The organism is Flexivirga lutea (assembly GCF_054778955.1).
Genome location: NZ_BAAGZB010000004.1, coordinates 1 through 25,851, shown reverse-complemented (window position 1 = coordinate 25,851; position 25,851 = coordinate 1). Strand labels below are relative to the sequence as shown.

Sequence of the window (25,851 nt, the reverse complement as noted above, 5' to 3'; positions counted from 1 at the left end):
ATGTTGCCACACGTCGCCCAGTGACCGCGTCCGCCCGGTTAGGGTCCGCAAGACGGATCACGGCACCGGAAGGACATCGGATGAGTTTCGAGACGCTGCACCACGCGGTCGACGACGGAGTCTTCACGGTCACGCTGCACCGTCCGGAGCAGCTGAACGCCTTCACCGTGACGATGGCGGACGAACTGGAACGCACCTTTCGCGAGGTCAACGACGACGACGCAGTCCGTGCGGTGATCGTCACCGGCTCCGGGCGCGCGTTCTGTGCCGGAATGGACCTGTCGACGCCTGGCAACGTGTTCGGGCTCGACGAGGACCGGCGGCCCACCCTCGCGGACCTGACCGATCTGGGTGGTCCCGAGCTGGCTCGCGTCCGCGACACCGGCGGCCGGGTGACCCTGGCGATCCACGACTGCCGCAAACCGGTCGTCGCGGCCATCAACGGCGCGGCCGTCGGGATCGGGGCGACGATGACCCTGGCGATGGACGCACGGCTGATGTCGAGCACCGCGCGCTTCGGGCTGGTGTTCGGCCGCCTCGGGATCGTGCCGGAGGCTGCGTCCTCGTGGTTCCTGCCGCGCATCGTCGGTCTTCCGCGTGCCCTGGACCTCGCCCTGTCCGCGGACATCCTGGATGCGGCCGCGACGGTCGAGAACGGCCTGGCCACAGCGTCATACGAGCCGGATGAGCTGCTGCCCGCCGCGCGTCACCTGGTCGATCGGTGGACCAGGGGCCGCTCCCCTGTCGCCGTTGCCCTGACCCGGCAGATGCTGCGGCGCAACGCGTCATACGACCATCCCGCGGACGCGCATCGGGTCGACTCGCTCGGGATGTTCTGGACCAGCGTGGGCGACGGCAAGGAGGGTGTCGCCGCCTTCCTCGACAAGCGTGCACCGGAATTCACCGGCCGGGCATCGGAGATGCCCGCCTTCTACGACGACTGGATCGACGAAACCCGTTGAAACAAAAGGAGAACGACATGGCTGGCCGGATCGACCCCGAGATCATGAGGCGTTTCCCCGTGGTCGATGTGGACGAGTTGCCGCAGGATCTGCAGGACCGCATCGCCGCGGTCAGCGAGAAGTCCGGCTTCATCCCCAACGTGTTCATCGGCATCGCACAACGCCCCGACGAGATGCGGGCGTTCTTCGACTTCCACGACTCGCTGATGGATCGCGAGACGCCGGGGCTGTCCAAGGCCGACCGCGAGATGATCGTGGTGGCGACGAGCGCCGAGAACGACTGTCTTTACTGCGTCGTCGCGCACGGGGCGATCGCCCGTATTCGCTCCAAGAACCCTTACATCTCCGATCAGCTGGCGACCGACTGGCGCAAGGCAGATCTCGACGAGCGGCAGCACACGATCATCTCGGTCGCGGTGAAGCTCGCCTCGCGGCCCTCCGAGATCGTCGACGCCGATCTGGATCTCCTGCGTTCCCAGGGCCTTTCGGAGGACGACGTGTATGACGTCGGCGCCATCACAGCGTTCTTCTCGATGAGCAACCGGCTCGTGCACTGGAGCGGGCTGATGCCCAACAAGGAGTTCTACCTGATGGGCCGCGTGCCGAAGGAGTCGTGACCGCGGGATACGGTGGTCATATGCGACATAGTCGCATATGACCACACTCGTTCTCGTGAAAGGTGATCCACGTGTCCGACTACGACCTCCCGGACCTTCCGTACGACTATTCGGCCCTCGAGCCGCACATCTCCGGCGCGATCATGGAGCTGCACCACGACAAGCACCACGCGGCATACGTCAAGGGCGCCAACACGGCCATCGAGCAGATGGCCGAGGCCCGCGAGACCGAGAACCTCGGGCCGGTGAATCTACTGGAGAAGAACTTCGCGTTCAATCTGGCCGGGCACGTGAACCACTCGGTCTTCTGGCCGAACATGAGCCCGGACGGCGGCGACAAGCCGGACGGCGAGCTCGGGCAGGCGATCGACGAGTTCTTCGGCTCGTTCGACGCGTTCCGGTCCCACTTCACCGCGAATGCACTCGGCATCCAGGGCTCCGGCTGGTCGATCCTGGCCTGGGACAGTCTGGGCGCGCGCCTGGTGATCTGCCAGCTCTACGACCACCAGGGCAACTTGCCGGTCGGCCTCACTCCCCTACTCATGCTCGACATGTGGGAGCACGCCTTCTACCTGCAGTACCGCAACGTCAAGGACGAGTACGTCACGGCGTGGTGGAACATCGCCAACTGGGCGGACGTCGCCGAGCGCTTCGCGCGAGCACGCACCCAGACCGCCGGCCTGATCGTCCCGCAGGACTGAGCGGACGCCGACTCAGCCGTCAAGCGCAGCCAGCGCGTCCTTGAAGCGCTCGACGGTGCCGTCGACGTCGGACAACTTGTCCAGACCGAAGAGCCCGAGCCGGAACGTCGAGAAGTCCTCCGGCTCGCCGCACTGCAGCGGGACGCCGGCCGCGACCTGCAGGCCGACCGCCTTGAACTTCGCCCCGCTCTGCAGCTCCGGGTCGTCGGCGTGCACGACCACGACACTGGGAGAGGCGAAGTCGGCGGCGGCAACCGACCGGAAGCCCGCCTCGGCCAGCACCGCGCGCACCTTGCCGCCCAGGTCCAGCTGCGCCGCGCGCAGCTTCGCCAGGCCGATCTCCCGCGCCTGGAGCATCAGCTCGGCGTTGTGCGCGAGACCGTCGGTCGGCATGGTGGCGTGGTAGGGCGTCTTGCCCCCGACATACGACTCGGTGATCCAGAGCCACTTCTTCAGATCCATCGCGAAGCTGGTGGACGTCGATGCCTCCACGGCAGCGCGCGCCGCTTCGTTGAGCATCACGTAACCGGCGCATGGCGTGCCGCTCCACCCCTTCTGCGGCGCCGTCAACAGCACGTCGACCCCGAGGTCGCCCATGTCGACCCACAGTGCGCCGGATGCGACGCAGTCGAGGACGAAGAGGCCACCGACCTCGTGGACGGCCGTCGACACGGCGCGCACGTAGTCGTCGGGGAGCACGATCCCGGATGCCGTCTCCACATGCGGGGCGAAGACGATCTCGGGACGCTTGTCGCGGATCGCCGCGACCACCTCGTCCACGGGTGCGGGCTGCCACGCCGCCTGGTGCTCGTCCGTGACCGGTCGCGCGGCGCAGACCGTCGTCTCATCGGTGATGTGTCCGGCGTCGAAGATCTGCGACCAACGATAGGAGAACGCACCGTTGCGTATGACGAGGGCGCGCTTGCCCGTCGCCAGCTGTCTGGCGATCGCTTCCATGCCGTAGGAACCGCCACCGGGGACGATCGCGACGGTGTGTGCGCTGTATGTCGTGCGCAGCACGTCGATGATGTCCTGCATGACGCGCACGAAGCGCTGCGACATGTGGTTCAGCGAGCGGTCGGTGAAGACGACCGAGTACTCCAGCAGGCCGTCCGGGTCGATGTCATCGTGTGGCAGGTTCACCCCCGCACCGTGCCACATCGCCCGACGGGAGCCTGCACGAGGTCCGGCCAGCGCGGCATCCGCCGTTACTCCGGGGTCGGCAGTTCGCCGTCGTTCGCCCGCGTAGCCGCTTGCCGAGTGGCGAGCTCGGTCAGGCTCGCCGCAGCTGCTATCGATCGCCAGGTCGCGCCGTGCTCCCGTGCCTCGACGATCAGCCGATCACGCTCCGCACGTGCCTTCTCCATGCGCCGCACGGACCGACGCAGCGCCTCGAGGTGGTTCGTCACGGGACTTACCCTATGGTCAATTGAGGCCCCGCGCCTCCCCGCCCATCTCGGACCTCAGATGCTCACCCCGCACTCGGCCTGTCGATGTCGGTGTCGACCTGGATCTCCGGCGCCGAGTCGCTCCAGACCGGCACGCCGCGAACATTCGCCTCGCCGATCGAGACGTCGACCCGGAAGCTGCCGCCTGCCGTGGCGGGCGCATGATTCGCGGTCGCGAGCTGCTGCGCCGTCGCACCGTCCTCGGCGAAACTGACCGGCGACGGCTCGACGCGATTCATCCATCGGGCGACGAGACCGGCGCCGTGCCATGTCAGCACCGCGGCGGCGGCGAAGAGGCCCAGCCCGACGACGGTCTTCCGCAGCAGACGCAGCCCATAGCACGCGCGTCGATTCTTCATGACTTACCCCCGTACCCCCGGAAACCTACCTGAAGGTAAGTTCCCCACTTGCGTAAGTCACTATATGCACCTGGAGGAGCCGGCCGCGGCGAATCCCGATTACTACTGGCCAGTTTCGGATTGCATGCTCGGCCGCGCACCTACGGAAGCACCCCTGTGCCGACTCCGGGCACCGGGCGGTCTGGGCCCTGGCGCCGGCGGGTGCCGTCTGCCGGCTGTCAGCCGAGGGCGCGCACCGTGGCGATCACCTCGTCGAGCATGGCCTCGGTCAGTCGGCCGGTGAAGGTGTTCTGCTGACTGACGTGATAGCAGCCGACCAGCTCCACCGGGCCGGACGGGCTCAGCAGCGTGGCGCGAGCACCATGCCCGAATCTCGGCTTCGGCCGCGGGATCTGCCACCCGATGGCGCGGGCCGTGGAAACCGTGGAGTCCCAACCGATTCCACCCAGCACCAGGATGACCCGAAGGTTCTCCTGCGAGAGCTGGAGTTCCTTCTCCAGCCAGGGCCGGCAGGTCGCCTTCTCCTCGGTGGTGGGCTTGTTCGCCGGCGGCGCGCAGTGCACCGGTGCCGTCATCCGGATACCGTGCAGTTCGAGGCCGTCACCGGCTGCGACCGACGTCGACCGCGTCGCGAAACCGCCGCGGTGCAAGGCGGCGAAGATCCAGTCACCGGAGCGGTCCCCGGTGAACATCCGGCCGGTCCGGTTCGCGCCGTTCGCCGCGGGCGCCAAGCCCACTATCAGCCGGGTTGCGTCCGGGTCCCCGAATGCCGGAGCGGGCCGGCCCCAGTAGGGCTCGTCCGCGAACGACCTGCGGCGGCCCGTGGTGGCAACCGTCTCCCGCCACGCCACCAGACGTGGGCAGGCCCGGCATACGGAGACCGCGGTGTTGAGCTCACTGATCGAACCGGCAGAGCGGGCGAGGCTTCGCACGCCGGCCGCGGATCCGGCGACAGGCGTCTCGGCCGTCGCGGTGTCCCCCGGCCAACCGCTGCCCGGGGTCACCGGAGACTCGAAGAGCTGGCCGGTGACGGGATGCGGATCGCTCATCGGGATGGTCATCCCCCGGTTGTATCGGGTGTCGGTGTCTGGTGCCAAGATTGACTGAGTGTCGACCATCGTGTTCTTCCACGCCCACCCCGACGACGAGAGCTCACAGACCGCCGGTTCGATGTCCCGCGCGTCCGACGAAGGCCACCGCGTGGTCGTCGTCTACGCCACCGGCGGCGAGCACGGTGAGGTGCCGGACGATCTCGGCCCTGCAGAATCCCTCGCGGACCGTCGACGCGCCGAAGCGGAGGCCTCGGCGCGAGTCACCGGGACGGCGCGCGTTGCCTGGCTGGGCTACCACGACTCCGGCATGACCGGCTGGGAGCAGAACTCCGATCCGCGCTCCTTCCACCAGGCACCGGTCACCGAGGCAGCTGCCCGACTCGCGGGCATCCTCGACGAGGAGGAGGCCGACATCCTCGTCGGCTACGACTGGCACGGCAGTTACGGCCACCCGGACCACGTCAAGGTGCACGCCGTCACCTACGCCGCAGCCGGGCTCGCCGTCAAGGCACCGCGCGTGCTCGAGGAGACCATGAACCGCGACGTCATGCGCGCATCGATGCAGGCGGCCCGCGACGCCGGGATGGAGATCCCCTTCGACCCCGACGGACCGATGGACGACGGCAATCCGATGGGTATGCCGGAGGCCGAACTCCATTGGGCAGTGGACGTTACGGACTACCTCGACCGCATCCGGGCCGCCATGCGAGCGCACCGGAGCCAGGTCTCCGACATCGGCACCTTCATGGCGATGCCCGAGCCGGTCTTCGCCGCGGGCTTCGGCACGGAGTACTTCCTGGAGCGAGGGCGTCCGGACGGCATGGTCCACGGGTGGTTCCTGGATACCTCACCGGTCGACGACGCCGGCCCGAGGACAGCGTGACAACGGCCGGCACGGACGGTCCGGGCCCGAACACGCTCCTCCCGGCCGAGGAGCTGCCCGTCGGGCAGGAGCTGGACTGCGGCAGCTACCAGCTGACCGAGCAGGAGTTGTGTGCGTTCGCGACGCAGTGGGACCCGCAATACTTCCACGTCGATCCGGCGCGCGCGTCGGACAGCGACTTCGGTGGCCTGATCGCCAGCGGATTGCACACGATGTCGATCTACCAGCGGCTCGTGGTCTCCGCCGTCTACCAGCGGTATGACGTCATCGCCGGACGCGCTTTCCGGCGCGTGGAGTTCGTCCGGCCGGTGCGCGCCGGTGACGTGCTCACCTGCGCGGCGACGGTGTGCTCGGTCGAGCCCGACAAGCCGGGCCGGTGCCTGGTCGTCGTCGAGGGCTGCCTGCGCAATCAGCACGGCAGACCGGTGCTGCGGCTCGAGCTGGAATGCCTCGTCCGCTCACGCCGTGCGACCTCCGCGGGCTGACCGGGCTCCGCTCCTCAGGGTTGATGCGCACGCACCAGCAGACGGGTGGCGTGCGCCACGAAGAGTTCATTGCGATCTCCGGCCACGGCGTGGACACCGGATGGCGGGACGTGACCAGCTCGAACGATCCGTCCGGCCACGGCAGTGGCGCGTCGACACCTGCTTCGACCACCTCGACTCCCCTGCGGCTCAAGCGTTGACGGGCCATTTCGGCATTCGGCGGCCAGCCTTCGGTGACCGCCATGCGCGGCGGCGAGCAGACCCGCGTAGCCCCACGGAAGGCTCCTCGGTCGGCATGCTCACCATTGAGGCGGCTCCGCTGTGCGTAACTGCGGGTCGTCCGAGCGGAACGTGCGCACCCGCCCGGGCGCCGTCGTCGGTCCCTCGAAACGCACGGTCACCCGACCGAGACCGCTGCCCCAGACCCAGCCGGCGCCGTGCTCGGCATGCTCCACGTCCTGGCCGGGCCACCATGCCGGCGGCCCCTCACCGCTGTACGCCGCCGGCCCGGGGGTCCGCCGGACGTCACCGGCCGGAGTGGCCGGGATGTCGAGACCCTCGGTGTCGGCCGTCCCGTCCCACGCCGGTCGCACCGCCTCGTCCTCCTCGTGCGGCGTGTCGAAACGCAGTTGCTCCTGCGCGTGGGTGCTGAGCCCGGAGACGCCGACACCCAACAACCGCAAGCCGTTCGAGACATCCACGGCCGCGAGCAGCCGACGGGCCACATCCAGGATCACGCCGGCGTCCCCCGTCGGGTGCAGCAGCGTCTCGGAGCGCGTGGACGTCGCGAAGTCGTGCTGGCGGACCTTGATCGTGACGGTCCGGGCGAAGGCCGCCGACTTGCCGAGTCGTGCCGCAGTGCGTCGAGCGAGACTGACGAGTTCGGCGTCGAGCACCTCGCGGTCGACCACGTCGTGCTCGAAGGTCTCCTCGGCCGAAACGCTCTTGGCCTCGCGTTCGACCACGACCTCGCGGTCGTCCTGTGCCCGTGCCAGCTGGTAGAGGCTGCCGCCGTGCGCGGCGCCGAAGATGCTCACCAGGTCCGCACGTTCCATCCGTTGCAGGTCCGCGACCGTCTCGACGCCGAACGATCGCAGCCGCGCCTCGGTCGCCGGGCCGATGCCGCTGACCACCCGCACCGACAACGGTGCCAGCACTTGCAGCTCCTGACCGGGCGGCACGACCACCAGGCCTGCCGGCTTGTCCAGGTCCGAGCCGATCTTGGCCAGCATCTTGGAGGTGGCGATGCCGGCCGACGCGGTCAAACCCCCGGTCGCCGAGGCGATCTCGTCGATCAGTCGCTGTGCGACCGCTCGCACGCCGTCCGGACTGAGGTCGATCCCACCGGCGGCGGCCAGGTCGACATACGCCTCGTCCACGCTGACCTGCTCCACGACCGGTGACACCTCACGCAACAGGCTCATCACGATCCGGCTGGATGCCCGGTAGGCGTCGCCGCGTGGATAGAGGAACGCGGTCCCGGATGGGCAGCGGCGCCGTGCCTCCGCGGTCGGCATGGCCGATCGCGCCCCGAACCGCCGAGCCTCGTACGACGCCGTCGCCACCACACCGCGGGCTCCGATGCCGCCGACACACACCGGCTTGCCCCGCAACGACGGCTTGTCCCGCTGCTCGACCGCCGCGAAGAATGCGTCGAGGTCCAGATGCATGATGCTGGCCGTCGAACGCACCCCGACATTCTTCCCGACGACGCTCAGATCGTCAGCACGATCTTCACGTCGTGCGGCTGGGGCGCGAACGCGTCGGCGAACTTCTCCAGCGGCACACGGCGAGTCACGAGGCGTTCCAGCCAGGCGTGATCCGCCGCGGCGAGTGCCTCGGCCGCTGCCTCGTAGTGGCGCAGGTTGGCGTTGACCGATCCGACGATGGCCGCATTGCCCAACACCGCCGTGCGGTTGATGGTGCCCAGGTCGACCGTCTCCTCCTTGCCCTCGTCGGAGATGCCGGTGAGGACGGTGATCGCGTAGGGCTTCGGATTGGCCAACGCTGCCTTGATGACCGGGGTGGCGCCGGTGCCCTCGATGATGATGTCCGGCTCGATCTTGTCGATCACCTGGTCGACCGGGTCGGTGTGGTAGCTGCCGCCGAGGTCCTTGACCAGTTGCGGCTTCGGGCCGTCCTCGACCCGGTCCAGCACGTGCACCTGCAGACCGCGCGCGGCTCCGATCATCGCCGCCAGCAGGCCGATCGGTCCGGCGCCGGTGATGAGCACCGATGTCGGCTCGAACCAGGCACGTGCCCCGATCCGGTCGACCTCTTCCCAGGCCTTGGCCACGACCGTGGTGGGTTCCATCAGCATGCCGACCGACTCCAGCGCCGGATCCAGCTTGACCGCGTGCTCGGCGCGCACCCGCCACCGCTCCGCCGCGAAACCGTGCAGCGATTTGATGCCGTGCTCGGTGTATTCGCCGTTGCGGCACATGTCCCACTCGCCGTGCGCACAAGCGCCGCACGGCACCGGGTCGGGCATCCGCACCACGCCGACGATCAGGTCACCGGCGGCGAAGCGGCCGCCCTCCGGCGCCTCGCGCACGCGGCCCAGCGACTCGTGTCCGATGATCAGCCGCTCCGAACCCTCCGGAGCCCAGCCGTAGTCGCCTTCGGCGAGCTCGTGGTCGGTGCCGCACACGCCGATGGCCAGGCCGTCGACCAGCACGTCTCCGAGTGCCTCGTCCGGCTCCGGCATGTCCTCGACCGCCAGGCTGCCGGATTGTCCAGGAATGATCGTGAGTGCTCGCATGCCCACGAAGTTACCCGACGTCCGCTGCGACGAACCTGACAGACGCAGCCGAGCCGGTCAGCCGATGGTGCGATGCAGCAGCAACGGGAGTATGGCGCGCGCACCCGCCGTGCGCAGAGCAGCCGCCGCGACCGTGACGACCCAGCCGGACGAGGACTCGTCGACCACCAGCAGCACCGATCGGCCCGCCACGTCGGGCAGGGCGCTGCGCTCGACCGCGTCGCGCCAGAAGCCGGCCTCGTCGACCGACGTGGCGTCCTGCGGTGGCGTGCCCTCGGTCGTCCACCGTTGCACGGGCAGCCGCCCGGCAGCGCCGAGTGCCTCGGCCACCCCACCGACCAGCTGCGGGTGGCCCGCGGCGTTCAGGGCGACGATGAGTTCGGGCCGCTCGAGCCATCCCCACTGCGCGAGCGTCCGCACGCACGCCTCCAGAAGCTCCGGCGGCGGCGGCGCATCGACCCGCAGGGCGCCGGCGAGCAGGTCCGCCCACTCCGTCGCGTCGGCGTGCACGATCACCCGCCCGTCCTCGGCGGCCTCCCCGGCCGGGATCCGGCCACGTCGGCCGAATGCGCCGCCCGGCCACATCTTGCGCGGCTCCAGCACCTGCTGCTGCGATCGCAGCAACTGACGCACCCCGGCGACCGTGTCGGCCGCGGCCGCCGGCCGCAACGGCTCCGGCAACCGACCCAGGCACACCGAGCAGCGGCCGCACGGCTCGGCCTCCGGGTCGTCCAGCGACTGCTGCAGCAGCTGCATCAGACACTGGTCACCGCGGATGTAGCGGCGCATGATGTCCGCCTCGCGACGACGCACCGCCAGCACCCCGTCGTAATGCTCCTGGTCGTAGCTCCACGGGGTGCCGGTGGCGCTCCACCCGTCGGCGGTGCGCTCGGTGATGCCGTCGACGGCGAGTTGCTTGAGCAGCAGGTCGACCTTGGTGCGGCGCAGCCCGCTCTCCGCCTCCAGCTGCGGCACCGACATCGGCTGCTCGGCTCCGCCGAGAGCGTCCAACAGCCGGCGCACCTGCGGCTCCTTCGGGATGGTCGCGGTCGCGAAGTAGTCCCATACGCCGTCGTCGCCCGCCGACGGCAGCAACGCCACCAACGCGTGGTCGATCGCGCGTCCCGCACGGCCGACCTGCTGGTAGTAGGAGACCGGCGACGGCGGCGCGCCGACGTGTATGACGAAACCCAGGTCCGGTTTGTCATACCCCATGCCGAGCGCGGAGGTGGCGACCAGCGCCTTGACCCGGTTGGCCCGCAGGTCCTCCTCCAGCGATTCACGCGTGTCCCCATCGAGCTGCCCGGTGTATGCCGCCACGGGCGCGTCGGCGCCGTAGCGGTGCCGGACGGCTTCGGTGAGCCGCTCCGCATCCGCGACCGTCAGGGTGTAGACGATGCCGGAGCCGGGCAGCTCGGCCAGGTGGTCCACCACCCAGGCGAAACGCTGCAATGGGTCCAGTTGCGGCAGCACGGCCAGCTGCAGGCTGGCACGGGCCAGCGGCCCACGCAACACCAGGGTGTCGTCGCCGAACTGGGCCGCGATGTCGTCGACCACCCGGGCGTTGGCCGTCGCGGTGGTCGCCAGCACCGGCGTGTCCGGATTGAGCCGACGCAACACATCGGTGACGCGGCGGTAGTCCGGCCGGAAGTCGTGACCCCAGTCGGACACCGAGTGCGCCTCGTCGACCACGACCAGGCCAAGCGCCCCGGTCAGCGACCGCATCACCCGCGCACCGAACGTGGGGTTGGCCAGCCGCTCGGGAGAGACCAGCAGCACGTCGACCTCGCCGTCCTGCAACGCCTGCTCGATCCGTTGCCACTGGCCGACATTGGAGCTGTTGAGGGTCGCGGCCCGCAGGCCGGCACGCTCCGCCGCCGCCACCTGGTCGCGCATCAACGACAGCAGCGGGGAGATCACCAGGGTCGGTCCGCGGCCCTGTGCGCGCAGCCACGAGGTGGCGATCCAGTAGACCGCGGACTTGCCCCAGCCCGTCGCCTGCACCACCAGCACGCGCGCGCCCGGCCGAGTGAGGGCCTGCAACGCCTCCAGTTGCCCGTCGCGCAGTCGCGCACCGGGGCCGGCGAGCACGGAGAGCGTCTCGTCAGCGACTGTCTCGATCGTCCTCGAAGTCACGCTGGCCATGCTGACAGTCTGTGGTCAGCCACCGACACCCCGGGCTTTGGCCTCCGCCTCCTCGGTGTCCATGGCATTGGCTTCCTCGAGCGTCGGCGCGGTGCCGCCGAGCCGGGCCGGTAGGTACTTCAGGTCGTCACCGGTGAGCGGTTCGTAGCCGTCCTGCACAGCGTGCAGCATCGTCTCCATCCGGGCGCGCAGCGCCGCCGTCTCGGTGTCCGGGTCCGCGTCGGCTGCGATCGGGCTCGGCGCGCCGATGTCGATCCGCACCGGCACCTTCGGACGCCACATCTGCCGGGGCAGACCCTTGGTCCACACCCGCTGGGAGCCCCACAGCACCATCGGGATCACCGGAACGCCCGCCTCCTGCGCCATCCGCACCGCGCCGGACTTGAAGGAGCGCAGCTCGAACGACCGGGAGATGGTCGTCTCCGGGAAGACACCGATCAGTTCGCCGTGCCGCAATGCGTCCACGGCCGCGCGGTAAGCGTCCGCACCGGCGGCGCGGTCGACCGGTATGTGCCGCATGCCGCGCATCAGCGGCCCGGAGACGGGATGGTCGAAAACGTCCTTCTTGGCCAGGAAGCGCACCTTCCGGCCGACGTCCAGCGCGGGATAGCCCGCATAGGCGAAGTCGAAGTAGCCGATGTGATTCATCGCGATCACGGCCCCGCCGGTGCGGGGGATGTGCTCGGCTCCGGTGCGTTCGAACTTCAGCCCCTGGACGGCGAAGACGCTGCGGGCGAAGGCGATGACGCCGGAGTAGACGGGTTCCATGGTCGAACCCTACCGAGCGGTAAGCACGCTGTCCGCTCCGTGGAATGCCGGACCCGGCGATCGGTGTTGGACGTGGGGTGACTGATGCCGCCATACCGCTCTCCGTGCTCGACCTGTCCCCCATCGCCGCCGGCCGCACCGCATCCGATGCGCTGCAGGAGACCATCGCGCTCGCGCAACACACCGAATCGCTGGGTTACCAGCGCTATTGGGTCGCCGAACACCACAACCTGCCCAGTGTCGCCAGTTCTTCACCGGTGGTGATGATCGCCACCGTCGCGGCTGCCACCTCGCGCATCAGGGTCGGCGCCGGAGGGATCATGCTGCCCAACCACGCGCCGTTACAGGTGGCCGAGACGTTCCGGGTGCTGGAGGCGCTGCACCCTGGCCGCATCGATCTGGGCCTGGGGCGGGCGCCGGGCACCGACCAGCTCACCGCGTTCGCACTGCGCCGCAGCAAGGAGGCCCTGACCGCCGACGACTTCCCGCAGCAGTATGCCGAACTGCGTGCGTATGTCGAGGGTTTCCCCGACGATCACCCGTTCGCGCCGATCAGTGCGCAGCCCACGGACGTGCCGCTGCCACCGGTGTGGATCCTCGGCTCCAGCCTGTATGGCGCCCAGGCCGCCGGTCTGCTCGGGACCAACTTCGCCTTCGCCGGCCACTTCGGCAGTGTCGACCCCAGGGACGCCTTCGACGCCTATCGCAGTTCGTTCCAGCCCAACGGTCGCCCGGGCAGTCTCATCGAGCCGCACAGCATGCTCGCCGTGTCGGCGATCGCAGCTGAAACTCCGCAGCGTGCAACCGAACTCGAGCGTGCCGCGGCACTGTCGACCGTCCGGCTGCGGCAGAACCGGCCCGGTCCGCTGCCGACCCCGGAGGAGGCTGTCGCCCACGACTGGACCGCCACGGAGCAACAACTGGTCGACGGACTGGGCCGGTTCGTCACCGCGGGCACGGGCGAGGAGGTGCTGGCCGGCATCACCGACCGCGCGCGCTCCTGCGGCGCCGACGAGCTGATGATCACCACCAACGTGCACGACCCGGCGGAGCGGCGGGCGTCATACACGCTCATCGCGCAGGCCGCTGGCCAACAGGCGTGAGCCGAGTACGTTGGGCACATGGATCTGGAACGCCCTGAAGCCCCCGACCCCTACACCCTCCTCCCGCAGACGGCATCGCTCACGGTGACGAGCGAGACGTTCGCCGACGGTGACCCGCTTCCCGACGAGCAGGTCTACGACGACTGGGGATTCACCGGCGGCAACACGTCTCCCCAGCTGTCCTGGTCCGGCGCGCCGGAGGGCACCAACGGTTACGTCGTCACCTGTTTCGACCCCGATGCGCCCACGCCGTCCGGCTTCTGGCACTGGTTGCTGCTCGGCATACCCGCCGACGTGACGTCACTCGACCTGGGCGCCGGCGACGGCACAAACCTGCCGGCCGGCGCCTTCCATGTGCGCAACGACTTCGGTGACAAGGGGTATGACGGCGCCGCACCACCGGTCGGCGACCGGCCCCACCGCTACATGTTCGCGGTGCACGCGGTCGGCGACGACCTCGGCCTCGACGACTCGGCCAGCCCGGCGGTGGCGATGTTCACCACCGCCGGCAGCCTGCTCGCCCGCGGTGTCATCACCGCCACCTACCAGGCGAAATAGCCTCTCGCGTCAGCGTTCCGGTCGGTCGTCCGGTGTCTCGCCGATGTCCTTGAAGCGATCCCAGCCGCCCTCCGAGGAGTGCCGCCCGACGCCCGGCGCGCCGGTGTCGGCCTCTCCGGCGTCGTTGTCGGTGCCGCCGTCCTCCGCCGCCGGACGCTCGTCGTCGTCACCACGGTCCTCGGCGGCTGCGTGCGCGCCACCGGTGCGTGGGCGGTCCGCGCGCACATCACGCTCGCGCGCCGCCTCCTCGACCGGCCGGCCGGTGTCCGGGTCGATGCGGCTCTCCCCGTCGCGGTCGCCGGAGCCGGTGCCCTCGACGCGATTGCCGTGCCGGTCGGTGGGCGTGTCGGGGTCGAGCCGATCGGCCTTGCGCAACGTCTCGGCGTGGTCGCGTTCGACGGCCTCGGCCGTCTTCTGCTCGTGTTCGGCCTCCGCCTGCAGCTGATCGGCCTCCCGCGCCTTGGCCTCGGCCTCCGCGCGTGCCTGCTGCGCCTCGTCGGCAGCAGTCTGGGCGCGGTGGCGCGACTCGGCGACCGTCTCCTCGTTGCCCTTCGCCCTGCCGCGCAGCTCCTGCGCCTCTTCCCGCCGGGCGGCGGTGCGTCGCTTGCCCTGCCACATCGCGATGAGCACCAGAATGACGATCACCACGATGATGGCGATGATGATCCACCAGGTCTTGCTGTCCATGACACGCCTTTCGACGGACTACCGATGCCGTTGACACCTCGAAACTACTGCCCGGTGCGCCCTCGTGGGGATGCCTGGACCACAGGGCGTGTCGCCCACAGGACGACTGCGGAGGCTGCCGCCACGTTGAGCGAGTCGACACCGCCGGCCATCGGGATCCGCACGACCAGGTCGCCGGCTTCTACGGTTCGGGCGCCCAGCCCGTCGCCCTCCGTGCCCAGCACCATCGCCAGCCGCTGTGGCGGATCTGCGGCGAGTTGGTCCAGCGACACGGCGTCGTCGTGCAACGCCAGTGAGGCGACCGTGAAGCCCTGGGACCGCAGGTCGTCGATCGCAGCCGGCCACGGTGCGATCCGGGTCCACGGCACCTGGAAGACGGTGCCCATCGACACGCGCACGCTGCGCCGGTAGAGCGGGTCGGCGCACCGCGGCGTGACCAGCACGGCATCGACTCCGAGGGCGGCCGCGGACCGGAAGATGGCGCCCACGTTGGTGTGGTCGACGATGTCCTCCAGCACCAGGGCACGTCGGGCCCCGCGCAGCAGGTCGGCGTATGCCGGCAGGACCGGCCGGTGCATCGACGCGAGGGCACCCCGGTGCAGGTGGAACCCGGTCATCGCCTCGACGACGTCGTCGGCACCGACATACACCGGCACGCCCTGCCGGTCCGCCTGCTCGACCAGGTCGGCCAGATCGGTCAGCCAGCGGCGGCCCATCAGGAAGGACCGCGGCCGGTGCCCGGCACCGAGGGCGCGCCGGATGACCTTCTCGCTCTCGGCGAGGTAGAGCCCGTTCGCCGGCTCCAGTCGGCGCCGCAGCGCCACGTCGGTCAGCCGGAAATAGTCGCGCACGCGTTCGTCGGCGGGGTCGGTGATCTCGATGACAGGCACGGCAGATGAGCCTAGGACGCGCGCTCCGGCGCGATGACGGTGGCGCGGAGCGACCTCAGATCAGCGTGACGATCGCGATGACGCCGACCACGACGATGAAGGCACGCAGCAGCCATGGCGGCAGCTTGCGACCGACCTTGGCACCGATGACGCCGCCGATGACCGAGCCGATCGCGATGAGCAGTGCCACCGACCAGCGCACGTTGTGGAACGACACGACGATGAAGGTCAGTGCGGCCACCGCGTTGACGACCGTGCTGAGGATGTTCTTGATGCCGTTGAGCCGCTGCAGGGAGTCGGGCAGCACGGCGCTCAGCAGACCCATCAGCAGCACACCCTGGGCGGCGCCGAAGTAGCCGCCGTACACGCCGCAGACGAACACCCCACCGGTCAGGGCGAACTGACGCGCCTTCGAAACCGGCGCAGACATCGGCACGGTCACCGGTGCCATCTCGTCGGGCCGGCGCGCGGCCGCCCGGCGCTGCAACCAGGGGCCGACGATCACCAGCACGATGCCGATCAGGATGAGCGTCGGCACGATCGCCTTGAAGGCCGCGGGCGGCAACCAGATCAGCAGGAGTGCCCCGACCGCCGCGCCCAGGAAGGACATCGGCGTCAGTTGCCGCAGCCGTGGTCCGGCGCCGGCCACTTCACGGCGGTACCCCCACGACCCCGAGACGCCGCCGGCGACCAAGCCGACCGAGTTGGAGATGTTGGCCGGCACCGCGGGGTATCCGAACGCCAGCAGCGTCGGGAATGTCACCAGCGTGCCGGATCCGACGACCGTGTTGATCGTGCCGGCGGCGACGCCGGCAAGGGTGATCAGCAGGATCTGGGTCAGCGACATGGTGCGGACAACCTACGGGAGACGGGCTCAGCCTGCGGCGTGCCGTCCACGGGGTGGTTGCACCGCACGGGCAGCCCACCGGTCACCGACCCGCTCGAGGGTCAGGTCGAGTCCGAAGGTGGCACTGAGGTTCTCGGCGGTCAGCGTCGCCTCGATCGGCCCGGCGGCGACCACCTGGCCGTCCCGCAGCAACAGCACGTCGGTGAAGCCGACCGGGATCTCCTCGACGTGATGGGTGACCAGCACCAGGGCGGGAGCCTCGATGTCGAGAGCGATCTCCCCCAGCCTGCTGACCAGGTCCTCCCTGCCGCCGAGGTCGAGGCCGGCGGCCGGTTCGTCCAGCAGCATCAACTCCGGGTCGGTCATCAAGGCCCGCGCGATCTGCACCCGCTTGCGTTCGCCCTCGCTCAGCGTCCCGTAGCGCCGCTCCACCAAATGCCCGGCACCGAGCGCGTCGAGCAGTTCCCGGGCCCGAGCGTGATCCAGGTCGTCATACACCTCGCGCCAGCGGCCGACCATGCCGTATGCCGCCGTCACCACCACGTCACCGACACGCTCGCCGCCCGGGATGCGCTCGGCGATCGTGGCGGACGCCAGGCCGATGCGCGGACGCAACTCGAAGACGTCGACCGCGCCGAGCACCTCCGACAGCACGCCGGCGACCCCGGAGGACGGGTGCATCCGGGCTGCAGCGACCTGCAACAGCGTCGTCTTCCCGGCACCGTTGGGGCCGAGGACGACCCAGCGTTCGCCTTCCTCGACTTCCCAGCTGACAGCGTCCAGCAGGCGCTTGTCGCCGCGGACCACGCTCACGTCGGCCAGTGCCAGCACGTCGCTCATGTCAGGCACCTTACGGCGTGGCCACGGCCGATCGGGCACCGGTCAGCGGATGATCCGCGGCTCGCGTTCTACGCTGGTGCCGCCATGTCAGATCTGCCAGCCGCCGTGCGTCTCAGCCTGTGGGTGACCGCCGCCTGGGCCGGCCACCTCGATCTGGAGGAGGCCGTCCGGCGCGCGCTGCCGGATGCCGACCACGTCACCGGCGACCTCCAGCACCTGGCTACGTGGCAGGATTTCGGGGAACGCGTCCTGGCCTGTGCACTCCCCCGCGCCGGTGACATCTCCGGGATGCCGCGAGGCAACCCGGAACTCACCGCCGCGGCAACCGAATCCGGTGAATGCGTCTACGTGCCCGCGCTCGGCGGTGCGCTCGTGCCGTCCGTGGAGATCTTCGGGCCGGAGGGCGACGAGGGCATGGCGGTACGGCTCACGGCATACGACTGCGCGCCGACGCCGGCACACCGGCTGGAGGAACTGCACGAGTCGCAGATCGAACGCGAACTGCGCGGCAGGCTCGCCGAGGCGACTTCGGATCTGGAGTCGCTGGACATCCGGCCGTTCGCCGGGTCCTCGTTGCGTGCGCAGGCCGACGAGGTCGCCACGCTGCGCCGGTGGGGATTGCCGTCCGGGTTGCCGGGGCGGGCCATCCGGATCCTGCAGACGGCCGGGATCGTCGGCGCGGCAATCGATTTCGCGCTCGGTCACTCGCACGCCATCGACCTCAGCGCCGACGTGGGGCGACAACGGGCACTGCTGGACCTGCAAGCCGCGACCGATCGCGCCATGGCACAGGCCACCACCGCCGCCGCGCTGCACCTGGCTGGCATGCGCCCTCAGACCAGCGAGTCGTAGACCTCCCGGGTGCGCCGCGCGATGGTCTCCCAGCCGAATTCGCGGACCGCGCGCTCCCGGCCGGCCGCACCGCGCCCGCGCGCCTCGGCGGGGTCACTCACCGCGGCGGTCAGCGTGCGCGCCAGGTCCGCGACGAAGACGTCCGGATCCGTCGGTGTGCCGGTGCCGTCGGCGAGCTGATCGATCGGCACCAGCCAGCCGGTCTCGCCGTCGGCGACCACCTCCGGGATGCCGCCGGTCGCCGTGCCCACGACCGGGCAGCCACACGCCATCGCCTCCAGGTTGACGATCCCGAGCGGTTCGTAGACCGACGGACACACGAAAACCGTTGCGGCAGAGAGTAGTGCGACCACCTCAGCGCGTGGCAGCATGTCCGCGATCCACACGACTCCGTCACGTGACTGCCGCAACCGCGCGACCGACTCCTCCACCTCCCGCAGGATCTGCGGCGTATCCGGTGCCCCCGCACACAGCACGAGCTGGACCTCGGACGGCAACTCGGCAGCTGCACGCAGCAGATAGGGCAACCCCTTCTGCCGGGTGATCCGGCCCACGAACATCACACTCGGACGCTGCGGGTCCACGCCGTGCCGCTGCACCGTCGCGGTCGCTTCCGCACCCGTGTCGCGGTCCCAGAGCTGGGCATCGATGCCGTTGTGCACGACGCGCACCTTGTCCGGGTCCAGACCCGGATAGCTGGCCAGCACGTCCCTGCGCATCCCGTGGCTCACCGCGATCACCGCGGCCGCCGCGTCGTACGCCGTCCGCTCCAGGTATGACGACAGGCGGTAGCCGCCGCCGAGCTGCTCGGCCTTCCACGGCCGCATCGGCTCCAGACTGTGCGCGGTCACCACGTGCGGGACGCCGTGCAGCAGCGACGCTACGTGGCCGCCGAAATTGGCGTACCAGGTGTGTGAATGGACCACGTCGGCGCCTGCGCAGTCGTCGGCGATGCGCAGGTCGACACCCATCGTCTGCAGCGCCGCGTTCGCGTCGTCGAGTTCCGGCAGGTTCGGATAGCCGGTGGTGTCCGTCTCGGGCACCGGACGACCGAAGGCGCGCACCTGCACCGTGTCACCCAGCGCGCGCAACGCCCGCACCAGCTCCGCGACGTGCACCCCGGCACCGCCGTAGATGTTCGGCGGATATTCCTTGGTCAGCAGATCGACTCTCACAAGAGCTGACGCTAGCGGGTGCGGGCACCGTAGGTTAGGTCCATGGTGCGACGAGGTGGACCAACCGTGCTGGCGATCGTCCTGGCCGGCGGCGAGGGCAAGCGACTCATGCCGCTCACCGCGGACCGGGCCAAACCCGCCGTGCCGTTCGGCGGCATCTACCGGCTGATCGACTTCGCTCTGTCGAACATCGCCAACAGCGGCTTCCTGAAAATGGTCGTGCTCACGCAGTACAAGTCACACAGTCTCGACCGGCACATCGCCAAGGCGTGGCGCATGTCGACGATGCTCGGCAACTACGTGGCTCCGGTGCCGGCCCAGCAGCGTCGGGGCAAGCAGTGGTTCTCGGGGTCGGCGGACGCGATCTACCAGAGTCTCAACCTGATTCACGACGAGAAGCCGGACATCGTCGTCGTGGTGGGTGCCGACCACGTCTATCGGATGGACTTCGAGCAGATGGTCGATCGGCACATCGAATCGGGCGCGCGCGCCAGCGTCGCCGCCATCCGGCAACCGATCGAGCTCGCCGACCAGTTCGGTGTCATCGAGCTCGCCGAGGGGCAGGGTCAGCGCATCGCCGCCTTCCGCGAGAAGCCCTCGGACCCGGTCGGCCTCGCCGACGCCCCGCACGAAGTGCTTGCCTCGATGGGCAACTACGTCTTCGACACCGACGCCCTGATCGAGGCGGTCACCTCCGACGCCGACGACTCGGGCAGCAAGCACGACATGGGCGGCAACATCATTCCGGCGTTCGTCGACAGCGGCGAGGCGCACGCCTACGACTTCCGGGACAACCAGATCCCGGGCTCCACCGAACGCGACACCGGCTACTGGCGGGACGTGGGGACGATCGACTCGTTCTACGAATCGCACATGGACCTGGTCTCGATTCACCCGATCTTCAACCTCTACAACTACGCCTGGCCGATCCGCACCAGCGACACCGGTTACCCGCCGGCCAAATTCGTGCACGGCGGATCCGACCGCAGCGGTATGGCGACCGGATCGATGATCTCCTCCGGATGCATCGTGAGCGGTTCGGTGATCGGCAACTCGGTCCTGTCCACCAACGTGCGGGTGCACTCCTTCGCCCAGGTCGACGACGCGATCCTGATGGACAACGTCGACGTCGGCCGGCATTGCCGGATCCGCCGGGCGATCATCGACAAGGACGTGCACGTGCCCGACGGGGCCAGCATCGGGCTGGACCACGAGGAGGACCGCGCCCGCGGGTTCACGGTGACCGAGTCCGGCATCACCGTCGTCGGTAAGGGCACCGTCATACAGCCGTGAACGCCCCTGTGCCATCATCGATTCCACCCATGAACACACTCCTGGTCACCCTCACCGGCCACGACCGCCCAGCCGTTTCGGCGCGTCTGCTGTGCGCCGCGGCCGACGCGGGCGCCGTCGTGCTGGACCTCGAGCAGGCGGTGGTGCGTGGACGTCTGCTGCTGACTGCGCTGCTGCAACCGGCCAGAGACAGCGACGCACTGACCGCGGCGATCGGCCTGGTGGCGCAGGAGTTCGGGCTGACTGCGACGATCGAGCCGGGTCTCGGCGACAATCCCGCTCGTCGCACCGGACGTGTCTCGGTCACGGTGCTCGGTGCGCCGTTGCAGGCGTCGGGCCTGGCCGCCGTCACCGCGGCGATCGGCGACCAGGGAGCCAACATCGACCGCATCCGCCGGCTCTCCCGCGATCCGGTCACCACCTTGGAACTCGACCTGTCGGGTGCCGATGTGCCGAGTCTGCGACGGACGCTGGCACTGTTGGCCGCCGAGCACGGTGTCGACATCGCGGTCTCCCCCGGCGGGCTGGCCCGGCGCGGTCGCCGGTTGCTGGTGATGGACGTCGACAGCACCCTCATCCAGGACGAGGTCATCGAACTACTGGCCGCGCACGCCGGTCGGGAGCCCGAAGTGGCAGCGGTGACCGAGCGTGCGATGCGCGGCGAGCTGGACTTCGTGCAGAGTCTGCACGAGCGGGTGCGCTGCCTCGCTGGCCTGGACGTGTCGGTCTTCGAGGACGTACGACGAGCGGTCCGGTTGACTCCCGGCGCCCGCACGCTGGTGCGCACCGTCCGCCGGCTGGGATTCTCGGTCGCCGTCGTCTCCGGCGGATTCCTCGAGATCGTGCAGCCCCTGGCCACCGAACTCGGCATCGACCGCGCGCACGCGAACACGCTGGAAGTCGTTGACGGCAAGCTCACCGGCCGAGTGGCTGGCGCCGTAGTGGACCGTGCGGAGAAGGCCCGCGCCCTGCGTCGGTTCGCCGAGGCCGAGGGCCTGCCGCTCTCCCGCACCGTCGCCGTCGGCGACGGCGCCAACGACCTCGACATGCTGGCGAGTGCGGGGCTCGGCATCGCCTTCAACGCCAAGCCGGTGGTGCGCGAGCAGGCCGACACCAACCTCACCGTGCCGTATCTCGACACGGTGCTGTTCATGCTGGGCATCTCGCGCGACGACGTCGAGGAGGCCGACCGAGTGGGCCCTTCCCTAGAATCGCCCCATGTCTGATCCTGCGCCTGATCCGGCCACCCGATCCCTGCTGATCATCGGCGGCGCCGAGGACAAGGTCGGCCGTGTCACCATCCTGCGCAGGTTCGTCCGACTGGCCGGCGGCCGCAAGTCGCACATCGTCATCATCCCGACCGCATCGTCGGTCCCGGACGAGGTCGTGGACGTCTACTCGACGGTGTTCTCCCGGCTGGGCGCGCCACAGATCGACGCGGTGGACCCGTCGGACCGGGCGCACAGCAGCGACGCCGGCCTGCAGCAACTGGTCGACGAGGCCACCGGAGTGTTCCTGTCCGGTGGCAACCAGCTCAAACTGAGTCAGCTGATCGTCGGCACCCCGCTCGGCGCGGCGATCCTGCGCGCTTACGAGCGCGGCGCCGTCATCGCGGGCACGTCCGCCGGGGCCTCGATCATGAGTCAGTTCATGATCTCCATGGGCGACGAGGGGGTGACCCCCCGTCAGCGGTCCAGTCAGCTGACCGCCGGGCTGGGTCTGCTGCCAGGCGTGATCGTCGACCAGCACTTCGACCAGCGCGCCCGCTACGGCCGGTTGCTCTCCCTGGTCGCGTCCTCGCCCAACCTGCTGGGGATGGGCATCGATGAGGACACCGCTGCCGAGATCACCGACGGCACCGAGTTGTCCGTCGTGGGGTCGGGTGCGGTCTTCGTCGTCGACGCCCGATCGGCCGTCACCGACGCGCATCAAGCCGAGCGGGACGCTCCGCTGCTGGTCACCGGTGCGATCGTCCACACGCTGCCCTACGGCGCGATCTTCGACCTCGAAACTGCAACACTGACGGAGTTTTCCGAGAAGTATGCCGATCTGTCGGTCTCCACCAGCCGGGACCGGCACGACACCGCGACGGCGGCTGCCGCCCTGCGCCGATAGCAACTCGCCGCGTTCCGGAGGAACGCCGGCGACAACCCCGACAGGAGCAGCAACCATGGAGCAGTTCCCGACCAGCGGACAACTGACGGTCCTTCGCACGCGCGTCTATCGCGGCCCGAACATCTGGGCCTACGAGCAAGCGATCCATCTGCTGGTCGCCCTGGGTGAGCTCGAGGACTTCCCCACCGACAAGCTCCCCGGCTTCAGCGACCGTCTCCTGGAGTGGTTACCCGGGCTGGAGGACCACACCTGCTCGCGTGGCCATCGCGGAGGATTCGTCGAGCGGCTGCGCGAGGGCACCTGGCTCGGCCACGTCGCCGAGCATGTCGCCCTGCAACTGCAGCAGGAAGCCGGGCACGACATGCGCCGTGGCAAGACACGGGGTGCGAACGGCCGACCGGGCGTCTACAACGTCATCTTCGGTTACTTCGACGAGCGGGTCGGCACCGCAGCCGGTGAACTCGCGATCCGCATCGTCAACGAGATCATTGTGCCGACACCCGATTTCGACTTCCACCGAGAGCTCGACCGCTTTCTGCGGGCAGCGGCCCGGATGGCGTTCGGGCCGTCCACCTCGGCGATCATCGAGGAGGCCGTCAGCCGCGACATACCGTGGCACCGGCTCAATCAGTACTCGCTCGTGCAACTGGGCCAGGGTGTGCACGCACAGCGGATTCGGGCGACCATGACGTCGCGCACGTCGGCCCTGGCGGTCGACATCGCCGGGGACAAGAACCTCACGGCGACGCTGCTGGGTTCGGCCGGTCTGCCGGTGCCGAAGACGGTCACCGTCCGCACCGCGGAAGGAGCCGGCGAGGCGGCCGACCAGATCGGCTTCCCCGTTGTGATCAAGCCGCTGGACGGCAACCACGGCCGCGGGGTGATCCTCGGTCTGGAATCGGCGCTGGCGGTGCGTGACGCATTCCCGCTGGCAGCGGCACAGAGCCGGCGCGGCGTGGTGCAGGTGGAGTCGTTCATCACCGGCAAGGACTACCGATGCCTGATCATCGGTGGCCGGATGGCCGCGATCGCCGAACGCGTTCCCGCGCACGTGGTCGGCGACGGCGAGCACACCGTCGAGGAACTGGTCGACTTCACCAACGCCGATCCGCGGCGCGGCGTCGGGCACGAGAAGGTGCTCACCAGGATCGTCGTCGACGACGCCGCGGTCGAGTTGGTGCGCGAGCAGGGCTATGCGATGAGCGACGTGCCGCCGCAGGACGAGATGGTCAAGCTGGCGCTCACCGGCAACATGTCCACCGGTGGCATCTCGATCGACCGCACTTTCGACGCGCACCCGGACAACGTCGAGATCGCCGAGGAGGCAGCGCAACTCATCGGATTGGACGTCGCCGGCATCGACTTCATCTGTCCGGACATCACGGCCCCGGTGCGCGAGACGGGCGGCGCGATCTGCGAGGTCAACGCGGCGCCGGGGTTCCGCATGCACACGCATCCGACGGTCGGCGAGCCACAGTTCATCGCCAAGCCGGTCGTCGATCTGCTCTTCCCGCCCGGTGCCCCGTCGCGGGTGCCCGTCGTCGCAGTGACCGGCACCAACGGCAAGACCACCACGTCCCGCATGCTCGCGCACATCATGAAGGGCCTCGGCCGCAAGGTCGGTATGACGTCGACCGACGGCATCGTGATCGACGAACGACTGGTCATCAAGGCGGACGCCTCGGGCCCGCGATCGGCCCGGATGGTGCTGCAGAACCCGCGAGTCGACTTCGCCGTGCTGGAGGTCGCTCGCGGCGGCATTCTGCGCGAGGGCCTGGGTTACGACCGCAACGACATCGCCATCGTGACCAACGTGCAACCGGACCACCTGGGTATGCACGGCATCGACACGCTGGAACAGCTGGCTCGGGTGAAGTCCGTTGTCGTCGAAGCGGTTCCGCGGGACGGGTATGCCGTGCTGAACGCCGACGACCCGCTGGTGCGTGCCATGCGCCGCCGATGCTCGGGGACGATCGTGTGGTTCTCCATGGAGCCGCCGGGCAGCCGGGTGCGCGATTTCATCGACGAGAAGTGCCGGCGCGGTGCCCGTGCCGTGGTGCTGGAACCGTCGGACCGGGGCGAGATGATCGTCCTGAAGCAGGGGCGTCGCTCCATGCCGCTTGCCTGGACCCACCTGTTGCCCGCCACCTTCGGCGGGACCGCCCGGATGAACGTCGCCAACGCACTGGCCGCGGCAGGGGCCGCCTTCGCCGCGGGTGCGCCGCTGCACGACATACGGCAAGGCCTGCGCACCTTCACCACGACGTACTACTTGTCCCCTGGCCGGTTGAACCGGGTCGAGGTCAACCACGCCGAGGTGTTCGTCGACTACTGCCACAACCCGCCCGGCATGCAGCGGCTCGGCGAATTCGTGCAGGGCTACGTGGATCAGCGACAGGGAGCTGCCGATCACCGGATCTCCCGCATCGGGATGGTCGGTGCCGCAGGCGATCGCCGCGACGAGGACATCCGCGAGCTGGGTCGGGTCGCCGCCCGCTACTTCGACGTGCTGGTCGTGCGTGAGGACGACAACCTGCGCCGCCGCCCCGTTGGAGAAGCCGCTGCACTCGTCGAGGAAGGTGTGCGCGAGGCGATGGCCGAGGGAGCGCGCTGCCGTCAGGTGCTCACTGTGCTCGACGAACTCGAGGCGACCCGGCACGCGGTGCACCTGGCCAATCCCGGTGACCTGGTGATGTTGTGCGCCGACCAGCACTCCACGGTGCTGGCCGAGCTGGAAAGGTTCACCCACCAAGCGAATCCGGGTGCGCGCACCGATGACGACCAACCCGGAGACCCGGATCTCGATCCGCAGCAACTGGCGAGCGAGGCCACCGAGGCGTCGGCGGTCGAGGACGCCGAATGGCGTGAGGCGATCGGCGAAGAGTGAGGCGACGTGGTTGATCACTGGCGGCCTGGTGATGACGAGTTCTGTGCCGATCAACGCGACGTCGAGGTGACCTGGCCACTGCTCGACGCCGGCCGGCGCGACTGGTTGCGCGACATGCTGCAGCGCACGCTGCCCGGTCATCCATGCCTGGCGGCGACGTAGCTCAGCACGGCGTCACATGCGGTCACCGACGCGTCAGAATGGTGGGGGTGGCTCGGGGAACTCGATGCGGACCTCGCCGCGGGGGCGGAAGAGGTGCACCCGTCCGGGCGGCTTGGGGCGTGTCTGCGGATCCCTCTGCGGATCCGTCTGCGGATCCGGCCGCGGATCCGGCCGCGGGCTGGTGTCGTGGATCAGTCGTAGGTCGGCCAGGTCGGTGAACACGTTGGGGACCACGTCGTGTTCGCGGCACAACGCCAACCG

General features: G+C 69.4%; 26 protein-coding genes and 1 pseudogene. 13 read left to right on the top strand and 14 right to left on the bottom strand.

What is annotated here, in order from left to right; genetic code table 11:
- Positions 1 to 80 precede the first annotated feature (80 nt).
- From ACYVBN_RS14840 to ACYVBN_RS14830, 3 genes are all read left to right on the top strand, one after another.
- Positions 81 to 962 (top strand): crotonase/enoyl-CoA hydratase family protein, encoded by an 882-nt coding sequence (locus ACYVBN_RS14840; protein ID WP_460601200.1) that lies wholly within the window; start codon positions 81 to 83, stop codon positions 960 to 962.
- Positions 963 to 979: 17 nt separating this feature from the next.
- On the top strand, positions 980 to 1,579 hold the full coding sequence (locus ACYVBN_RS14835) for a peroxidase-related enzyme (protein WP_440283907.1): 600 nt from the start codon (positions 980 to 982) through the stop codon (positions 1,577 to 1,579).
- A gap of 71 nt (positions 1,580 to 1,650) precedes the next feature.
- The gene (locus ACYVBN_RS14830; RefSeq protein ID WP_460601199.1) at positions 1,651 to 2,280 is read left to right on the top strand and encodes a superoxide dismutase; all 630 of its coding nucleotides are present in this window, start codon (positions 1,651 to 1,653) and stop codon (positions 2,278 to 2,280) included.
- Positions 2,281 to 2,292: 12 nt separating this feature from the next.
- Here ACYVBN_RS14830 and ACYVBN_RS14825 read toward each other — a convergent pair whose 3' ends face one another.
- From ACYVBN_RS14825 to ACYVBN_RS14810, 4 genes are all read right to left on the bottom strand, one after another.
- Complete coding sequence (locus ACYVBN_RS14825; RefSeq protein WP_460601198.1) at positions 2,293 to 3,423, bottom strand: alanine--glyoxylate aminotransferase family protein; 1,131 nt, start codon at positions 3,421 to 3,423, stop codon at positions 2,293 to 2,295.
- Positions 3,424 to 3,488: 65 nt separating this feature from the next.
- Complete coding sequence (locus ACYVBN_RS14820; protein WP_460601197.1) at positions 3,489 to 3,689, bottom strand: hypothetical protein; 201 nt, start codon at positions 3,687 to 3,689, stop codon at positions 3,489 to 3,491.
- 62 nt (positions 3,690 to 3,751) lie between these two features.
- Complete coding sequence (locus tag ACYVBN_RS14815; protein ID WP_460601196.1) at positions 3,752 to 4,087, bottom strand: hypothetical protein; 336 nt, start codon at positions 4,085 to 4,087, stop codon at positions 3,752 to 3,754.
- 218 nt (positions 4,088 to 4,305) lie between these two features.
- The gene (locus ACYVBN_RS14810; RefSeq protein ID WP_460601195.1) at positions 4,306 to 5,148 is read right to left on the bottom strand and encodes a uracil-DNA glycosylase; all 843 of its coding nucleotides are present in this window, start codon (positions 5,146 to 5,148) and stop codon (positions 4,306 to 4,308) included.
- 46 nt (positions 5,149 to 5,194) lie between these two features.
- On the opposite strand from ACYVBN_RS14810, the gene ACYVBN_RS14805 reads away from it, so the two are divergent.
- Both ACYVBN_RS14805 and ACYVBN_RS14800 read left to right on the top strand, forming a co-directional pair.
- Positions 5,195 to 6,022 (top strand): PIG-L deacetylase family protein, encoded by an 828-nt coding sequence (locus ACYVBN_RS14805; RefSeq protein ID WP_460601194.1) that lies wholly within the window; start codon positions 5,195 to 5,197, stop codon positions 6,020 to 6,022.
- Positions 6,019 to 6,507, top strand: coding sequence for a hotdog family protein (locus ACYVBN_RS14800; RefSeq protein ID WP_460601193.1), 489 nt, complete (start codon positions 6,019 to 6,021; stop codon positions 6,505 to 6,507). The genes ACYVBN_RS14805 and ACYVBN_RS14800 overlap by 4 nt, the downstream gene beginning before the upstream one ends.
- 299 nt (positions 6,508 to 6,806) lie before the next feature.
- Here ACYVBN_RS14800 and ACYVBN_RS14795 read toward each other — a convergent pair whose 3' ends face one another.
- The 4 genes from ACYVBN_RS14795 to ACYVBN_RS14780 are packed head-to-tail and all read right to left on the bottom strand — an operon-like array spanning position 6,807 to position 12,181.
- Positions 6,807 to 8,198 (bottom strand): DNA polymerase IV, encoded by a 1,392-nt coding sequence (locus tag ACYVBN_RS14795; protein ID WP_460601192.1) that lies wholly within the window; start codon positions 8,196 to 8,198, stop codon positions 6,807 to 6,809.
- Between the two features lie 23 nt (positions 8,199 to 8,221).
- A complete protein-coding gene (locus tag ACYVBN_RS14790) occupies positions 8,222 to 9,268 on the bottom strand; it encodes a glucose 1-dehydrogenase (RefSeq protein ID WP_460601191.1) in 1,047 nt (348 codons plus the stop codon).
- A gap of 57 nt (positions 9,269 to 9,325) precedes the next feature.
- Entirely contained in the window at positions 9,326 to 11,413 is a 2,088-nt protein-coding gene (locus tag ACYVBN_RS14785; RefSeq protein ID WP_460601190.1) for a RecQ family ATP-dependent DNA helicase, read from the bottom strand.
- A gap of 15 nt (positions 11,414 to 11,428) precedes the next feature.
- Positions 11,429 to 12,181: a lysophospholipid acyltransferase family protein gene (locus tag ACYVBN_RS14780; protein WP_460601189.1), complete on the bottom strand. Its 753-nt coding sequence runs from the start codon at positions 12,179 to 12,181 to the stop codon at positions 11,429 to 11,431.
- A gap of 77 nt (positions 12,182 to 12,258) precedes the next feature.
- On the opposite strand from ACYVBN_RS14780, the gene ACYVBN_RS14775 reads away from it, so the two are divergent.
- Both ACYVBN_RS14775 and ACYVBN_RS14770 read left to right on the top strand, forming a co-directional pair.
- Positions 12,259 to 13,284, top strand: a complete 1,026-nt coding sequence (locus tag ACYVBN_RS14775; protein WP_460601188.1) for an LLM class flavin-dependent oxidoreductase — start codon at positions 12,259 to 12,261, stop codon at positions 13,282 to 13,284.
- An 18-nt stretch (positions 13,285 to 13,302) separates the two neighbouring features.
- Positions 13,303 to 13,842 (top strand): YbhB/YbcL family Raf kinase inhibitor-like protein, encoded by a 540-nt coding sequence (locus tag ACYVBN_RS14770; protein WP_460601187.1) that lies wholly within the window; start codon positions 13,303 to 13,305, stop codon positions 13,840 to 13,842.
- A gap of 9 nt (positions 13,843 to 13,851) precedes the next feature.
- Here ACYVBN_RS14770 and ACYVBN_RS14765 read toward each other — a convergent pair whose 3' ends face one another.
- From ACYVBN_RS14765 to ACYVBN_RS14750, 4 genes are read right to left on the bottom strand one after another with little or no spacing between them, the layout of a single operon-like run.
- The gene (locus tag ACYVBN_RS14765; protein WP_460601186.1) at positions 13,852 to 14,529 is read right to left on the bottom strand and encodes a hypothetical protein; all 678 of its coding nucleotides are present in this window, start codon (positions 14,527 to 14,529) and stop codon (positions 13,852 to 13,854) included.
- Between the two features lie 44 nt (positions 14,530 to 14,573).
- Positions 14,574 to 15,419, bottom strand: coding sequence for a TrmH family RNA methyltransferase (locus tag ACYVBN_RS14760; protein ID WP_460601185.1), 846 nt, complete (start codon positions 15,417 to 15,419; stop codon positions 14,574 to 14,576).
- 55 nt (positions 15,420 to 15,474) lie between these two features.
- Positions 15,475 to 16,266: a sulfite exporter TauE/SafE family protein gene (locus tag ACYVBN_RS14755; RefSeq protein WP_460601184.1), complete on the bottom strand. Its 792-nt coding sequence runs from the start codon at positions 16,264 to 16,266 to the stop codon at positions 15,475 to 15,477.
- Positions 16,267 to 16,293: 27 nt separating this feature from the next.
- Positions 16,294 to 17,106: an ABC transporter ATP-binding protein gene (locus tag ACYVBN_RS14750; RefSeq protein ID WP_460601183.1), complete on the bottom strand. Its 813-nt coding sequence runs from the start codon at positions 17,104 to 17,106 to the stop codon at positions 16,294 to 16,296.
- Positions 17,107 to 17,190: 84 nt separating this feature from the next.
- Between ACYVBN_RS14750 and ACYVBN_RS14745 the strand changes: the two genes are divergently transcribed.
- Entirely contained in the window at positions 17,191 to 17,958 is a 768-nt protein-coding gene (locus ACYVBN_RS14745; RefSeq protein ID WP_440283924.1) for a hypothetical protein, read from the top strand.
- Here the strand turns inward: ACYVBN_RS14745 and glgA are convergent.
- On the bottom strand, positions 17,940 to 19,133 hold the full coding sequence (gene glgA, locus ACYVBN_RS14740) for an alpha-maltose-1-phosphate synthase (RefSeq protein ID WP_460601182.1): 1,194 nt from the start codon (positions 19,131 to 19,133) through the stop codon (positions 17,940 to 17,942). The genes ACYVBN_RS14745 and glgA overlap by 19 nt on opposite strands.
- A gap of 42 nt (positions 19,134 to 19,175) precedes the next feature.
- On the opposite strand from glgA, the gene glgC reads away from it, so the two are divergent.
- From glgC to ACYVBN_RS14715, 5 genes are read left to right on the top strand one after another with little or no spacing between them, the layout of a single operon-like run.
- A complete protein-coding gene (gene glgC, locus ACYVBN_RS14735; protein WP_460601181.1) occupies positions 19,176 to 20,426 on the top strand; it encodes a glucose-1-phosphate adenylyltransferase in 1,251 nt (416 codons plus the stop codon).
- Positions 20,427 to 20,455: 29 nt separating this feature from the next.
- Positions 20,456 to 21,652: a phosphoserine phosphatase SerB gene (serB, locus tag ACYVBN_RS14730; protein ID WP_460601180.1), complete on the top strand. Its 1,197-nt coding sequence runs from the start codon at positions 20,456 to 20,458 to the stop codon at positions 21,650 to 21,652.
- A complete protein-coding gene (locus tag ACYVBN_RS14725; RefSeq protein WP_460601179.1) occupies positions 21,645 to 22,541 on the top strand; it encodes a cyanophycinase in 897 nt (298 codons plus the stop codon). Before serB ends, ACYVBN_RS14725 begins: the two co-directional genes overlap by 8 nt.
- A 55-nt stretch (positions 22,542 to 22,596) precedes the next feature.
- Positions 22,597 to 25,428 carry a cyanophycin synthetase gene (gene cphA, locus ACYVBN_RS14720; protein WP_460601178.1) on the top strand — a complete coding sequence of 944 codons (2,832 nt, stop codon included), beginning with the start codon at positions 22,597 to 22,599 and terminating at the stop codon, positions 25,426 to 25,428.
- A gap of 6 nt (positions 25,429 to 25,434) precedes the next feature.
- Complete coding sequence (locus ACYVBN_RS14715) at positions 25,435 to 25,590, top strand: hypothetical protein (protein WP_460601177.1); 156 nt, start codon at positions 25,435 to 25,437, stop codon at positions 25,588 to 25,590.
- A 33-nt stretch (positions 25,591 to 25,623) separates the two neighbouring features.
- Here the strand turns inward: ACYVBN_RS14715 and ACYVBN_RS14710 are convergent.
- A pseudogene (locus ACYVBN_RS14710) lies at positions 25,624 to 25,851 on the bottom strand (hypothetical protein); the annotation flags it as partial.